The organism is Rothia mucilaginosa ATCC 25296 (assembly GCF_000175615.1).
In the GTDB taxonomy this organism is placed as follows: domain Bacteria; phylum Actinomycetota; class Actinomycetes; order Actinomycetales; family Micrococcaceae; genus Rothia; species Rothia mucilaginosa.
In genome coordinates, this window is the sequence record NZ_ACVO01000003.1 from 18,910 (window position 1) to 33,478 (window position 14,569).

The 14,569-nt window shown below is 59.8% G+C and carries 13 protein-coding genes, 2 tRNA genes and 1 other RNA gene; 6 read left to right on the top strand and 10 right to left on the bottom strand.

The window, feature by feature from the left end:
• Positions 1 to 176 precede the first annotated feature (176 nt).
• The 7 genes from ROTMU0001_RS00360 to ROTMU0001_RS00390 all read right to left on the bottom strand — a co-directional run bounded on the left by ROTMU0001_RS00360 (position 177) and on the right by ROTMU0001_RS00390 (position 6,193).
• Positions 177 to 1,715, bottom strand: a complete 1,539-nt coding sequence (locus ROTMU0001_RS00360; protein ID WP_005507481.1) for a YifB family Mg chelatase-like AAA ATPase — start codon at positions 1,713 to 1,715, stop codon at positions 177 to 179.
• Entirely contained in the window at positions 1,715 to 2,200 is a 486-nt protein-coding gene (locus ROTMU0001_RS00365) for a YraN family protein (RefSeq protein ID WP_005507482.1), read from the bottom strand. Before ROTMU0001_RS00365 ends, ROTMU0001_RS00360 begins: the two co-directional genes overlap by 1 nt.
• Before the next feature lie 307 nt (positions 2,201 to 2,507).
• Positions 2,508 to 2,834: a DUF2469 domain-containing protein gene (locus ROTMU0001_RS00370; protein WP_005506259.1), complete on the bottom strand. Its 327-nt coding sequence runs from the start codon at positions 2,832 to 2,834 to the stop codon at positions 2,508 to 2,510.
• A gap of 98 nt (positions 2,835 to 2,932) precedes the next feature.
• Positions 2,933 to 3,763 (bottom strand): ribonuclease HII, encoded by an 831-nt coding sequence (locus tag ROTMU0001_RS00375; protein WP_005507483.1) that lies wholly within the window; start codon positions 3,761 to 3,763, stop codon positions 2,933 to 2,935.
• Positions 3,764 to 3,769: 6 nt separating this feature from the next.
• Positions 3,770 to 4,921, bottom strand: a complete 1,152-nt coding sequence (gene lepB / locus ROTMU0001_RS00380; RefSeq protein WP_005507485.1) for a signal peptidase I — start codon at positions 4,919 to 4,921, stop codon at positions 3,770 to 3,772.
• A gap of 209 nt (positions 4,922 to 5,130) precedes the next feature.
• Positions 5,131 to 5,478, bottom strand: coding sequence for a 50S ribosomal protein L19 (gene rplS / locus ROTMU0001_RS00385; protein WP_005507488.1), 348 nt, complete (start codon positions 5,476 to 5,478; stop codon positions 5,131 to 5,133).
• 217 nt (positions 5,479 to 5,695) lie between these two features.
• Positions 5,696 to 6,193: a single-stranded DNA-binding protein gene (locus ROTMU0001_RS00390; protein WP_005507489.1), complete on the bottom strand. Its 498-nt coding sequence runs from the start codon at positions 6,191 to 6,193 to the stop codon at positions 5,696 to 5,698.
• Between the two features lie 346 nt (positions 6,194 to 6,539).
• On the opposite strand from ROTMU0001_RS00390, the gene ROTMU0001_RS00395 reads away from it, so the two are divergent.
• On the top strand, positions 6,540 to 7,436 hold the full coding sequence (locus tag ROTMU0001_RS00395) for an HNH endonuclease family protein (protein ID WP_005507490.1): 897 nt from the start codon (positions 6,540 to 6,542) through the stop codon (positions 7,434 to 7,436).
• 95 nt (positions 7,437 to 7,531) lie between these two features.
• Here the strand turns inward: ROTMU0001_RS00395 and ROTMU0001_RS00400 are convergent.
• Positions 7,532 to 7,607: transfer RNA gene (locus tag ROTMU0001_RS00400), tRNA-Arg, on the bottom strand.
• A 110-nt stretch (positions 7,608 to 7,717) separates the two neighbouring features.
• Positions 7,718 to 9,391, bottom strand: a complete 1,674-nt coding sequence (gene mptB, locus ROTMU0001_RS00405) for a polyprenol phosphomannose-dependent alpha 1,6 mannosyltransferase MptB (RefSeq protein WP_005507491.1) — start codon at positions 9,389 to 9,391, stop codon at positions 7,718 to 7,720.
• A gap of 238 nt (positions 9,392 to 9,629) precedes the next feature.
• On the opposite strand from mptB, the gene orn reads away from it, so the two are divergent.
• From orn to def, 3 genes are all read left to right on the top strand, one after another.
• Complete coding sequence (orn, locus tag ROTMU0001_RS00410; RefSeq protein WP_005507492.1) at positions 9,630 to 10,316, top strand: oligoribonuclease; 687 nt, start codon at positions 9,630 to 9,632, stop codon at positions 10,314 to 10,316.
• Between the two features lie 106 nt (positions 10,317 to 10,422).
• Positions 10,423 to 10,495: transfer RNA gene (locus ROTMU0001_RS00415), tRNA-His, on the top strand.
• A gap of 132 nt (positions 10,496 to 10,627) precedes the next feature.
• Positions 10,628 to 11,200, top strand: coding sequence for a peptide deformylase (gene def, locus ROTMU0001_RS00420; protein ID WP_044141710.1), 573 nt, complete (start codon positions 10,628 to 10,630; stop codon positions 11,198 to 11,200).
• Positions 11,201 to 11,332: 132 nt separating this feature from the next.
• Here def and rnpB read toward each other — a convergent pair.
• Positions 11,333 to 11,738, bottom strand: an RNA gene (gene rnpB / locus ROTMU0001_RS08925) — RNase P RNA component class A.
• Positions 11,739 to 11,898: 160 nt separating this feature from the next.
• Between rnpB and ROTMU0001_RS00425 the strand changes: the two genes are divergently transcribed.
• Together ROTMU0001_RS00425 and ROTMU0001_RS00430 are read left to right on the top strand one after the other, a co-directional pair.
• A complete protein-coding gene (locus ROTMU0001_RS00425; protein WP_005507494.1) occupies positions 11,899 to 12,690 on the top strand; it encodes a YaaA family protein in 792 nt (263 codons plus the stop codon).
• Between the two features lie 376 nt (positions 12,691 to 13,066).
• Positions 13,067 to 14,137, top strand: coding sequence for an S-layer homology domain-containing protein (locus ROTMU0001_RS00430; RefSeq protein ID WP_005507495.1), 1,071 nt, complete (start codon positions 13,067 to 13,069; stop codon positions 14,135 to 14,137).
• Positions 14,138 to 14,569 lie beyond the last annotated feature (432 nt).

Here is a 14,569-nt window from a genome sequence, read left to right on the forward strand (position 1 = left end):
TCACTTCAAGCACATGCTCTTCCGGCGCTGTTTCTCTCAGCCCATTGTCTTTCAATTCGGCCTCATCAGCTCGTTTTCTGAGCTTCTTCTCACTCATGATGTTCTTCTCCTCTCGTGAGTGATTCGTTCTATAAACCGGCACGCTATGTTCGCTGCCCCCTATTTCAGCTGGCACATTATTTCAATTGCCCCTGCTGCCGCAGAAAAAGCGCCACATCCAGGTGCTCCCGGCTCGGGTAGGCGGCACCCTCCAAATCGGCGAGAGTCCAGGCGATACGCAGCACCCGGTCGTAGCCGCGAGCCGTCAGCGTTCCGCGGTCCACGGCGGCGTTCAGTTCGCCGGTGAGCTTCGCATCCAAACGCAGCGGGCCGCGCAGAATCTTGCCGTTCATCTCCGCATTCGTCTTCAGTCCGTACGGCTCCAGGCGCTCACGCTGAGCCTGCCGCGCCGCCATGACGCGCTCACGAATCTGCGCCGAACTCTCGTTCACCTGACCGCCCGCAAGCTCCGTGGACGACACCTTCGGAACCGTCACATTCACATCAATGCGGTCCACCAGCGGGCCGGACAGACGCCCAAAATAGGCGCGACGCTCACGCGGGGCGCACGTGCACTCCGTACCGGTGCCCACGTTCATGCCGCAGGGGCACGGGTTCGCCGCCAGAATCAGCTGAAAACGCGCCGGGTACGTCGCCGACGCGCTCGAACGGTCCAGGGTCACGGTCCCCGACTCCAGGGGCTGACGGAGCGAATCGAGCACCGTGCGTTTGAACTCCGGCGCCTCGTCCAGAAAGAGCACGCCGCGGTGCGCTTTAGACACGCAGCCCGGGCGGGGAATACCGCTGCCGCCGCCCAGAATCGCCGGCGCGGAGGCGCTATGATGCGGCGCCTCAAACGGCGGCTGACGCACCAGCTCGCTCAGGTGCTCCCCCGCCGAGCAGAGGGAACGGATCGCGGTCACCTCCATCGCGGCATCGTTGTCGAGGGTCGGCAGGATGCTCGGCAGGCGCTCCGCCAGCATGGTTTTACCCGAACCGGGCGGGCCTGTCAGCAGCATGTGGTGACTACCCGCAGCGGCAATTTCCAGGGCGAAACGGCCCTGCGACTGACCGGCAACATCGCTCATATCCGAGGGAATTTCAGCCGGTCTCGCCACCGGTGCACTCGCCTCCGTCTGCGGGGCGGGCGGGTAGGTCAGCTTCTGGCTCTCAGCGCCGAGAGCGGCAAAAACCTCCGCCAGGCAGCGGAAACCGCTCACCTGCACGCCGGGAATGAGCGCCGCCTCCTCAGCATTTTCGGCGGGCACAATCACGCGGTGGTGTCCAGCGTCCACGGCGGCTTTGACCGCAGGCAGGATGCCCGGCACGGGGCGTAGCGTTCCGTCTAGCCCCAGCTCGCCCAGGAAGACGCTATCGCCGCTGGGGCGCAGTTTCTTCTCCGCCTGCAACGCCGCAACCACAATGGCAAGGTCGAACGCCGAGCCTCGTTTGGGCAGGGTCGCGGGGGTCAGGTTCACGGTGAGCCGGTGCTGAGTGAGGGTGATGCCGGTGTTCTTCGCCGCGGAGCGCACACGCTCTTTAGACTCGTTGAGGGCGGTATCGGGCAGACCCAGCAGAACGAAGCCGGGCAGGCCCTGCGAGATGTCAGCCTCGACGTCAACAATATGCCCGCGCAAGCCAACCAGCGCCACGGAATAGGTGCGTGCGAATCCCATTACGCCACCGCCTTCAGATGCTCAAAAGTGAAGGTTTCGCAGGTTCCGGTCACCGCAATAGCATCAATGCGAAAGCGCGGAAAATCCAGGTTCTCGCGCAGCCTGCACCAGAGAATCGCCAGCGAGCGCGTGCGGCGCGCCTTATCGCGGTCAATGGACGCGAACGGGTGCCCGAAGTCTTCGCTGCTGCGGGTCTTGACCTCAACGAAAACCAGTTCGTCCTCGGGGTCAATGGCGATCAGGTCGAGCTCGCCACGGATCTGTTCGTGTTCCAGCCCGGCGGGCGGTCGCCAATTCCTCTCCAGGATGCGGTAGCCGTTCGCTTCCAGGATGCGGGCGGTCAGCTCCTCGCCCCACCTGCCGACGCTGTGGGCGCGGGGCTGGGTTCGCTGGAGCTGGGTTCGCGGAGGCTGGGTGCTCTGGAGCAGAGGTCTGTTGGGTGCGCTTCGGGTTGCGGCGCGGGCTGTTATTCGGGCTGTTGTCATGGGTCTCTCCCCCGGTAGATAGCGGTAGTGCTTCTACTGTGCCCGCCGCGCGCGTGCCCGAACGCGGTTAACGAAAAACTGTGGATAACCTCGGCTCCTAGAAGGAATTAGAGGTTATCCACAGCCATTTATTTGAAATTTTGGGGCATATTTTTTAAAAACGCCGCTCGGGTGCCGATTCGACGCGTCATATTCGCGCGGTTTCATAACGCAGCTTCATCACGCGGTTTCAACACCCAGCTCTGCCGCCCAGCACCGGCGCGCCTACCCGTGCTTACCCCCGGCAAGGCGGTAAATCAGGCGTGAGCTAGGCGTTAAAGTCCGGCATTTCCGGCACGGTGAACTCCTGGTTGGGCAGGCGCTCCTCCACGTTCACGTCACGCACCGAGTAGGCGTGCACCTTCTTCACAAAGCGGTTGGAGCGGAATACATCCCACACCCACACGTCGCTCATGCTCACCTCAAAGTAGAGGGTGCCGTCCTGCACGTGCGGGGTGACGTCCACCTGGTTCGCCAGGTAGAAGCGTCGGTCGGTTTCTACCGCGTAGCTAAAGAGTGACATGACGTCTTTGTATTCGCGGTAGAGCGCCATTTGGGCGTCGGTCTCGTAGTTTTCGAGGTCTTCTGCGCTCACTACTCTTCCTTTCCTGGGCTTTTGTAGTACTGATTCAGCGGTGGCACGTTAGGCTTTCGCAGGCTTCCGAGGCGCGGTTTTCAGGAACACCACACGCTCTAGCCGCGCTGTGCCGCAGCCGCCTCAATCTGCTCGGCGGTCGCCGGAAGCGACCATGACAGTCGATGCTGCGGGCTGGGGCCCTGCACGCTAATCGCTTCGCGGTGCGCGGCAGATCCGTAGCCCTTGTTCTTTGCCCAGCCGTACCCCGGGTAGCGGATATCCAGCTGAACCATCAGCTCGTCACGTTCCACCTTCGCAACCACCGATGCGGCGGCGATGGAGGCGCACTTGTAGTCGCCCTTAATGACCATGGTCACCGGCATCTGCGCGGGCTCACCTGCACCGCCTGCGCCTTCCCACGCCTGGGCGAGCAGTGCGTTGTAGTGTGCCTGCGCCGGGTCCGGTGCCAGCGCACTGAACAGGTCCTCTTGCGGAGGGGTGAACCAGTCGTGCTTACCGTCCAGCAGGGCGGCGTCGGCACGGTATCCGCGGCGCGCCAGCTCGGCGAGCGCACGCTGGGCGGCAAGCCTCAGCGAGAGGGTCATGCCGAGCCGGTCAATATCTGCCGGTTCCACGTGCCCGACCGCCACGGCGCACCACTGGCGGATTTCGGGAACCATGGATTCGCGGCGTGCCGGTGAGAGCGCCTTGGAGTCGATCAGCCCGCCCACCTCGAGGGTGGCGTCCGGGGTGAGGATTGCGACGCCCACGGTGACCGGGCCCGCCATGGAGCCGCGGCCTACCTCGTCGATTCCGGCAACCGTGCGGGCGCCGGAGGCGAAGAGCTGCTGCTCATACTCGAGGTCGGCAGCTGGCGGGGTTGCTTTCGCGGGCTTAGCTTGAGCGGGTTTCGTTGTGCTCTTCTGGGCGCTCACCATCATTGCCACGCTCGCTTATTCGCTCGGGGTGGAGGTCGGTGCGGGAATCGAGGAGAACACCGAGCTCTGATCCTGCAGCAGACCGAAGTGGTTCAGCGGCCACGCCACCACGAACACGTTACCCTGCACGTCGTCCTTGGAGATGAACGCGGTGCCATCGCTAATGTGGTAGCGGGAGTCGGCGGAGTTGCTGCGGTGGTCACCCATGACGAAGTACTTGCCGGCGGGCACGGTCACCTTGAAGGGCATCTCCGAGGGCGGGTTGCCGGGGTACAGGTACGGTTCGGTAATCTCTACGCCGTTGACCTTGATCTTGCCGTTGCCGTCGCTTTCGACCACGTCACCGGGGGTGCCGATAACGCGCTTGACCAGGAAGTTCGAGGAGGTATCCGGCAGAATACCCGCGAAGGACAGGGCGTCCTTGAGCGGGCTGCTGGTCTTCTGGGTGGAGGGAATCCAGCCCTGAGAGTCCTTGAAGACGATGACGTCGCCGCGCTTAGGCTCGCTAAAGTAGGAGCCCGCCACGTTAATGAACACGCGGTCGTTGACCTGCAGGGTCTGCTCCATGGAGCCGGAGGGAATGTAGAAGCCGCGCAGCAGGAAGGTCTTGACCAGGAATGCGATGACCAGCGCGTAGAGGATGACGGTGCCGCCCTCACGTGCCTGCACCCAGAGCCATTCGCCGAGGCGGCCTTCTTTCTGCGCCTGGGAGTAGGTCAGCTCTGCCTGTTCGGCGCGCTTTGCCTTGCGGCGTTCCTTAGGGGTCATTTCGGAGAAGTCCTTGGTGGTTTCCACGTCTGCTGCAGTCTCCTCATCGGTGGTTTCTTCGCGCTTAGTGTTCTTCTCAGCGGAAGAAGTCGCAACGGCGGCATCTGCGGAGGCGGCGCTCGCCTCGGCGCTAGCTACCACCTCGTGATCACGCTCAGATGCACCCTTGGTATCGCTTTCGGTCGCCTCAGTAGCGCCCGCGGATGCCACCCAGGGGGTAGCCTTCTCGGTTGCAACCTTTTCAGCACCATCATTCTCTGCGGCGCTCTTTTCTGCAGCAGCCTTTTCGGCGGCGAGGCGCGCGAAGTATTCTTCCATTTCGCGGCGCTCGCGGCGGCTTTGAGGCTGGTATCCCTCAGGGAAGGGGCTGGTGTTCGCAGTGTTCTTGTCGTCTGCCATGCTGGAGTGAGCCTTTCGTTTGAGAGATACCTAGCTCGAGTGAAACGGTACCTAGCTATTGTATCGAGAGTGTTTGCGCTCTTGGGCTTTTATTTTCTGAGAGCGGCAAGGTTCTCAGAAAGCGAGGTCTCAGAATATGCAAAAACCGCTCCTCTCCCGCGGAATGCGGTTGGGGAGCGGTTTGCAACAGAATTCTGTATCTATAAAGATTAGAACTCGCGCTTCTCGCGGATACGAGCAGCCTTACCGTGGCGGTCGCGCATGTAGTACAGCTTTGCACGACGGACGTCACCGCGGGTCACAACCTCGATCTTCTCGATGGAGGGAGAGTGAACGGGGAAGGTACGCTCAACACCAACGCCGAAGGAAACCTTGCGGACGGTGAAGGTCTCGCGAACGCCTGCACCCTGGCGGCCAACGACGAAGCCCTTGAAGACCTGGATACGGTGGTTCTTACCTTCAACGATCTTAACGTGAACGTTCAGGGTGTCACCGGGGCCGAATGCGGGGACGTCGTCACGGAGGGACTTCTTGTCGAGGAAGTCAAGAGTCTGCATAGTTGTAGATCTCCAGAGTCATCTGCCGCAGGTCAAATAGACTCAGATTGCTCTGCCCCACTGCGGGACAGAAAACTTGATGCTTCGGACAGGATTGGTACCCGAAGGTTGACATCGTTGGTCGCTCTTCCCCCTGCGGCAGGGGCGTGCCCGATGTCAACACAATGCTCCATTATCCCAATGCGCCCGCGTTTATGCAAGCATCCGGGGAGCACTTTTAGAAGGGGGGTTCGTCACTCTGCGCTCCCCCGCTCTGGGATGCGCCGTCCTGTACCGGAGCACCCGGAGCGGTCATGCCCGGCGCCTCCGGGTTCTGCTGGGGTGCGCCTTGCAGGGAGCCTTCATTGACCGTACGCTTCTCCACGGTGCGGGCAAAGATGCTCGTACCGTAGTTCAGGTCGTGGCCAATGCCGAGGGCGTCCACTTCTACCGTGGTGCCCTGCGTGCCGTCTTCGCGGTTCCAGCGGCTAATGCGCTGGCGGCCGCTCACAACCAGCGGCTGCCCCTTCTCAATGGAGGTGGCGATGTTCTGCGCGAGGCGGCGGTAGGCTTTCACGGTGTACCAGTTGGTGGTGCCTTCTTTCCAGGTGCCGGTGGCGTCCTGCCAGCGCGGGGTGCTGGCGAGGCGAAAGTTCACGACGGGCACCCCGTTGGGCAGGGTGCTCAGTGCCGGGTCGGAGGCGGTGAATCCGCGGATCAGGATGGTGTCGCTCATGGTTTCTCCTTAGAAACTAGTGGGTGGGTTCCTTCACCTTGCCAGCGCTGAGCCGACCCCGCATCCGGCGGTTACCGCTTCTGTGGATAACCTCGCGTTTTGCGGTTTTGGGCACCGCCTGTGGATAGAGTTTTTGAACTTTTCACCCCGTTTTTTCAAAAATCGCCCGCGGGCAACATGCTTCCTGCAGAAATATGACGGCTACGCCCCATTCGACGTCGTGATAGGTATCTCAGCGTCGGGGCGGCTATTTTTGCCTTCAAGTTCACTATTTCAGCCCCGTGCCCTCTATCCTTGATGATGCGGTGCACTCAGCCCCGTCCCGTCTACCCGCCTTGGAGAACCCGTGAGCAAAAAGCCCGCGAACAACAACCTGCCCTCCCTGCAGGAACTTCAGCAGATGCAGCGCAACCTGCCCAAGCTGCCCGATTCGATGGACCCGCAGAAGAAGCGCCTCATTTATGGCCTGCTCGCCCTGTTCGCCGTGATCGTGCTGATTATTGGTCTGGTCTACGTGAGTAAGAACGGTGTGGACGGGCTGCTCGGTTCGGATACGACGACCTCCGCCACCGATGAGGAAGAAACCACCGTTGCCACGGAAACCCTCGCCGAGGTCAAGAACCCGTACAAGGCGGTTGATCCCGCGACCGCGCTCGCACCGGATCTGGCGACCGCGAAGAGCGAGCTGGCGTCCCTGCAGGTGAAGGAACGCGCATCGAAGGCTGGCTACTCTCGTGATCAGTTCGGTCCCGCCTGGGATGATGTTGACGGCAACAAGTGCAATACCCGTGACGACATTCTGCGCCGCGACCTGACCAATGTTCGTTTCAAGGTCAGGACCCACGCATGCACCGTGATTAGTGGCACTCTGAACGACCCGTACACCGGCAAGACCATCGAGTTCAAGCGCGGCAAGAAGACCTCCTCGGCTGTGCAGATTGACCACGTGGTGGCTCTTTCGAACGCATGGCAGACCGGCGCGCAGGATTTGACCGCAGAGCAGCGCCGCCAGCTGGCGAACGACCCGGAGAACCTGCTCGCTGCAGACGGCCCGGCAAACCAGCAGAAGTCCGATGCGGACGCCGCCGACTGGCTGCCGAGCAACACCGCCTACCGCTGCACCTACGTGGCACGCCAGGTGCACGTGAAGGCGAAGTACATGCTGTGGGTGACCGCGGACGAGAAGAAGGTTATGGAGCGCGTCCTCAACTCTTGCAAGGACACGAACCCCACTAAGAAGTAGCCCCGACCAAGAAGTAGCTTCCCGGCACGCACGCAAAAAGCATAAAGAAAACCGCCCCGCACCCTGAGTTTAGGGTGCGGGGCGGTTTTTACATGTGGCGCCCCAGGAGGGAATCGAACCCCCGACCAAGAGATTAGAAGGCTCCTGCTCTATCCTCTGAGCTACTGAGGCCTTCCTCTAGGGTACATGAGAATTTATGCTTCTCATGCACAGCACATCTCACGCGGGGGGGGGCTGTTCCACTGAGCTACCCAGCCAGGCTGGCGAACTATGAGTTCGCGCTAGGAGCCTACCTTGGCGGCTTCCCGTTCTGCCTTCTTCACCTCGCGGCGGCGTGCACGGCGGCTTGATGCGCCGGGGAACAGCTGCCACCACAGACGGATGGTGGTGCGGCGAATCTGCGTGGGGTGCAGGCTCACGTACACCAGGCGGCGGGTTGCCAGGTCGAGGGCGACCAGGTAGATGATGTAGCCCAGGCAGATGACCGTCGCGATGAGTCGTCCCATGTCCTGGTTAAAATCGCGCAGGTAGGGTGAGACGTTCAGCTGGTCGCTCACACCATACGCCATGAAGAACAGCGTGGTGATGAAGTACCACATGAGCTGGAAGTGCGAGCGCAGGCCGGTTGCGGCGAGCATCGGGATCGCCCAGAGCAGGTACCAGGGCTGAATCATGGGGCTGCACAGGAGCATGAACAGGATCGCGAGGCCGGCGTGGCGCACGATGTTGCGGTCGCGTCCAACGAATGCCATGGCTACTGCGCCGAGCATGCCGATGCCCTTGCCGACGGTTTCGATGAGCTTGCGGATGACCTCGAAGGCGTCGCCCTGAACGAACAGGGATGCTGCACCAATGACCAGGCCGAAGGGGGTGTACCAGATGTACTGGCCGCCGGTGGTGGACAGTGCCTTAATCCAGCCGAATTCCAGTCCGGTCACCCAGCCCATGAGCGCCATTTCGGCGAGCAGCAGCACACCGGAGAGCGCCCAGAAGATGAACTTGCGCGGCCAGGAGGCGTTCTTACCCGCCCAGAGCAGGCCCACGAAGGGCAGCACCACGAGGGCGAGCGGCTTGACGGCAACACCGAGGGCTACGAAGGTCACGCCGAGCGGGCCGCCCCACCAGGTGTCGCGGTAGCGCTTGGCGTAGTAGAGGCCGCCGAGCATGAACATGGTCATGAGCGAGTCGTTGTGGCCGCTGGCGATGAACGATGCGATGAACAGCGGGTTCGGGCCGATCTGCCAGAGGGCGCGGACCTGGTTGAAGCCGTGTGCCTTGGCGAGTTTTGCCACGTAGAAGAGGATGCCGATGACCGCGAGCACGGAGAGCAGGCGGAAGTAGAAGAGGGAGAGGTCGATGTTTTCCCCCGCCAGGCGCACAATCCACTCTTCGAGCTTGAGGGAGACCGGTCCGTACGGAGGCGGGGATTCCGCCCACATGGGGTCCGCACCGTTCTGCATGAAGTTCGAGATTTCGGAAACGCCATGCTTGTACGGGTTGAGGCCGTGCGCCATGACCATGCCCTGACCGTAGTAGGAGAACATGTCGCGGCTGTAGATGGTGAACGCGAAAATCTGCGGCAGGGACCAACTGGCGGTGACGGCAATCATCCACCGCATGGCGTTGGGTTCGTTCCAGTCGCCCATTTTCTGGTAGATTCGCAGCCATTCACGGCACATGATCATAGCGCCGAGGGCGAGCAGAATAATGCCGGTGATGACCCATGCGGCTTCGAATCGGATGGCTCGAATAATGTCGTAGCGCCAGAAGCTGGAGCTGTCGGCGAGCCAGCCGACGGCGTAGGAGCCGAGGGTGACCATGATGGAGCCGATGGTGCCGATAATCACCGTGCGCAGACGGTGGTTATTGACGTAGTCCAAGAGTTTGGGTGAGAGAGGTGCGTCGTGTGCGCCGGGGGTGGTGAGCCGGTGTGCTAGCTCCTTTGGTGCGCGCATAACTCCCTTTCTGTCTGCATCGTCGTTCTGGTTTTTATCATACCGGAGCCCTTGGATGCACTTACGAGAATCACTGTTGCGAAGGCGGTCGTGGACGTTCCTCAAGGGCACGCAGAGGGGTGCAGTTCTCCCCCATTGCCGCTGTTTGCGCATCCGCCTGTGCCGTCTTGCACCATCTTGTGCCCTTTTGTGACGTGCTGCCCGCCGGGCCGGCGGCATTTGGGGGTAGAGTGGGAGGGTGAGTATTTCTAGTGAACGTATTGTATGGATTGACTGCGAGATGACCGGCCTGGACGTGGAGAATGACGCTCTCGTCGAGGTGGGCGTTCTGGTCACGGATGCCGATTTGAACATTCTGGGTTCTGGCGTTGAGTTCGTCATCAAGCCCGGTGATGAGTCTCCTGCCGGTGCGCTGGAGAACATGAATGACTTTGTGCGGTCGATGCATGAGGCGTCGGGTCTGCTACCCGATATTGAGCACGGTGTGTCGATGGATTACGCGCAGGAGCAGGTGCTTCGTTACATCAAGAAGTATGTTCCGGTGGCGGGCAAGGCGCAGCTGGGCGGCAACTCGGTGGGCATGGATAAGCGTTTCTTGGAGCGCTACATGCCCGAGGTCATGGCGCACCTTCACTACCGCGTGATTGACGTGTCCACCATTAAGGAACTGGCGTCGCGCTGGTACCCGGCGGCTCGTCACAGCGCCCCGGCGAAGACCGGTAACCACCGCGCACTGGGTGATATCAAGGACTCGATTGATGAGTTGAAGTATTACCGTCGCGCTATTTTTGTGCAGCAGGGCCCGGATGCGATTGCGTCGGCGCAGATTGCGCGTGAGGTGGAGGCTGAGCGTGCCGCACGCGAGGCTGCTGAGCGCGAGGCTGAGGCTTCCGTTTCTGAGGCGGCTGAGGCATCCGAGGCGTAAGCACGACATGTAACGAGCATCACGGCTTTTCAACTTGGCAGGTTTCTGAATCTCCTGTACAGTAGTATCCGTTGCATATCGCAAGGGAAACCAAGCGAAGCACATGGTGGTCGTAGCTCAGTTGGCAGAGCGCCTGGTTGTGGTCCAGGAGGTCGCGGGTTCAACCCCCGTCGATCACCCCGATGGAAAGGGTCGTTATGGTTATCCGTAACGGCCCTTTCGCTTACCCTCAATCCGGTTCACCCGCACACGGTGTACCCTGCAAGTTCCCGTTCAACAGTTCCCGTTCAACACAAGCAAAGGATGAAACCGTGGCTATTCGCCCCATCGTTATTCACGGCAACCCCGTTCTGCACCGCCCCGCGGCACCCGTCACCGAGTTTAATGATGAGCTCAAGGAACTCGTGGCTGACATGTACGAAACCATGGACGCATCCAACGGTGTGGGCCTGGCGGCACCGCAGATTGGTGTGGGCCTGCGCATCTTCACCTACAAGATGGAGAATGAGGACGGCGTTCCCCCGCGCGGCTGCATCATCAACCCGGTACTGACCCTGGGCAAGATTTCTACCGCTGACCCGGACCCGTACGAGGAGGAAGAGGGCTGCCTGTCCTTCCCTGGTTACGGCTTCCCCCTCAAGCGCGCCGAGTGGGTGACCGTGAATGGTCTTGACGAGCACGGCAACCCCGTCCACTTTGAGGCGACCGGCTGGTTCGCACGCTGCATGCAGCACGAGACTGACCACCTGGACGGCAAGCTGTACGTGAACCGTCTGAACAAGAAGTGGACCGGCAAGATGAAGAAGGTCGTGAAGAAGGAAGGCTGGACCGTCGACGGTAACTCGTGGATGCCCGGCGTGGATCCGGATCCCTTCGGCCACTAATTACGAGCTCTTCTGAAGGTCAGAGGCCTTTCGAGGAGTTTAAAACGAAGACCGCGAATGCACTCTAAAAGCGCATTCGCGGTCTTCGTTTTCCATCAGCCGCTGATATTTTTCACCGGCTAACGGTAGCGTGAAACGGGTCATCCTATGAGCCGGGTTCTGTCTAAAACGCCGCCCGAAGGGGCGTTTTGAGGCAATCATCTATCTAGAACGTACGTTGCCGCACGTCTCAAGCAGCCTACCCGAATACGCACCCCACCTCCGTGAAGGAAGCTGACGGGGATCGGGCGCACTACCCTACCATGGCGTATTCTGTTTGACCTTGCTCCGAATGGGGTTTACCTAGCCGGGCACGTCACCGCGCCCGCTGGTGGTCTCTTACACCACCCTTTCACCCTTACCGCGGCGAACCGCGGCGGTTTACTTTCTGTGGCACTGGCCTGCGGGTTACCCCGAGTGGATGTTATCCACCATCCTGTGCTGTGGAGCCCGGACTTTCCTCGAAGCACGTGTGCCTCGCGATTGCCCAGACGGCCCGTTTCACCCAACCCATTATACGCACACCCTTGGAGGTGGCTATTTCCCGGGTTCGCTTCGCGGGTACACGGGGGTACACTAGCGACCTCGCGGGCACGCTGACGTCTCGCAACTACACTGCGCCTCGTAGCTACACTGCGTCTCGCGGGTACACTGGAGAGATGCTGATTCTTCTTCCCCCGTCTGAAGGTAAGACCCCCGCCCCGGCTGGCAACGCGCCCGTATGCTTCGCTGACCTCTCGTTCCCTGAGCTGACCGCCGAGCGTGAGAGCGTCCTGGAGGAGCTGGCGGCAGTTAGCTCGGGCCCCGATGCTCTCACGGAGCTCAAGGTGGGTGCATCCCTCGCAGCAGAGGTGGAACGCAATACCCGCTTGCTGACCGAACCGGCACAGCCCGCAATCCGCACCTACACGGGTGTGCTCTTTGAGGCGCTGGATTATGCGAGCTTCTCCCCCGCCGAACGCGATGCCGCGCACTGGTCGCTACTGATTTCTTCGGCACTGTGGGGTATTCTGCGCCCCGAAGACGCAATCCCCGCCTACCGCCTCTCGATGGGCGTGAAGCTGGGATCGGTGGGTGCGCTCGCCTCCTTCTGGAAAGGTGCGCTGGGTACCACACTGGAAGCGACTGCGAGGGACCAGCTGATTCTAGATTGCCGTTCTGCCGCCTACGCAAAGTCGTGGGTGACTCCCCCGTCGCAGACTCTGGCGGTTCGTGTGGAGCGTGTGGCTGCTGATGGTTCGCGTAAGGTCGTCTCGCACATGGCGAAGCATTACCGCGGCCTGTTTGCACGCTACCTGATTCAGTCGGGTTTGGCGGCTCGTCCAATTGATGGCTCTACGGCTGGTATTGCCGAATTTTTGGAAGCGGTCAGCGAGGATTGGTCGGTGGAGTGTACCCTGCCGACGGCGCGTAAGGCGGGTATTTTGACGCTGCTGGTGCATGAGCAGTAGGTTGCCCAACTATTTGTTTCCGCTTATTTTTTGCATCATATTGAAAATTTTTTAACTATTTTTCTAGTGGCTTAAATCTGTATTACCCCTTGTAAAACCACATTTCCCCACATTTTAGGGGTAGCTTTTGATGAGCAGAGAAGGCGGTTAGTGTCCAACTATCCGCCTTCTTTTTGCGAGTAAAAATGTTTATAGTATTAAACGGCTCGCCATTGATGGTGGGTATTTCACTCACAAACACTCATATTCTCAACTCAGCACACATGGAAACACGTCACGCCACGTACGTATAGCAAACGACTAGAGGCTTACCCAATGGTTATTGGTTTGCTAGCGTAGAAGTAACCACTCAGAAACACATCGATGGGACAACGTTATGTCTACTTTTTCCTCTCGTCGCGCCCTCATTAAGGGTGCGGCAGCGCTAACAGTCGCCGGCGCGTTGGGCGCACACCATGCCGGTGAGCAGGGCGCTCAGGCTGCCACCTTGGACGTTAAGACTACTCCGCTGACGTTCAAGATTACTGAGGCGTCGTTTGATATTAGCGGCTTCAACCTCAGCTACGAGATTACCGGCCTGCAGGCCGTGATTGATAGCGGCCTGTACACCCCGTACATTGAGGTTGGCTACTACACCAAGGAGAAGGGCTTCACCCAGTTCTATTTCTTCTCTCTTGAGCCGAAGAAGCGCATCGAGAATGATGTCTACATTAGGCATCACGTCATTGATCCTGAGATCACCGGTGGCCCGAATGCAGACTTTGGTGTTCGCCTGTCTCTTCGTCCGCGCCGTGAGCAGTACACCATTCTGCGCACTCTTGAAGTTCGCCCCAAGATTGACACGGAGTTCGCGTGGGCACCTTTCATTGTGGACATTGATATGGATGGCGAGTACGCCCCCGATATCTACAGGTCATGTAAGGCAAAGGTTCTGCTGCTCGATAAGGAACGTTGCTTCTACCCTAAGCGTGCGGTGACCCGCGGCGACCTGATGGATGCAATCTACCGAGGCGCCCGCTCGCCGAAGGTGAAGCTTCCTGTGCGTTCTCCTTTCCCGGATTTGTCCCCGAAGGATGAGCGTTACCCGGCGTATATTTGGGCGTATCAGAACGGTCTGACTTCCGGCTGGTCTGACGGTAAGATGCACCCGGAGGCGGTGGCTAGCCGCGCTACGATGGCTGCGTTCTTCTACCGTTACTTTATGCTTACCCCCGGTCGTCGTTCTTATTGGTTCCGTCCCACTACCCCGCAGGATATGAAGCCGGGTGCCCCGTTCTACACCGAGTCGGTGTGGCTGCACTCGTCGGTGAATATCGATACGAGATATCACTATAAGAGCAAGGATTTCCGTCCGACCAAGACTGCTACCCGCGAGGAGCTGGCTCGTGTCCTGTCAATGCTCGACATGCTTGACACCATCCCCAACAGCCCCTATATCGATGATTAGGATTCGGCAGGTGCCTTGAACCGTACGGTTGCCCCTGCGTGTTTTAGCTTGGGTTGACTTCTAAGAACAGCAGCTGAAGATAGTGGCTATAGAAGGGGCGGTGAGAGTTTTTCTCTCACCGTCCCTTTTTGTGTGCCCGTTTTCTGGTACTGGCGCTGCTGGGTGCCGTTTTTAGCGTTGGTGATGCTTCCATTTTTGTCTCTCTATTGTGTGGTCTTTTTGGGGTTTGGGCTTTGTATAAAACATGGGCGTAATTTTTGAATTTTTTGTCTTATAACTCTCTTCGACATGTTTTTTCTCGTGTTTTCATTGAATGTTCGAGTCAGGGGTTGGTAGGCTGAGATTGCACTTCAGCATGCTGCCGCTTCGGGTTCTCTACGATATGGATTCGGTGTGGATTCGGTGCGGTGGACTGTCACTCATTTATCCTCT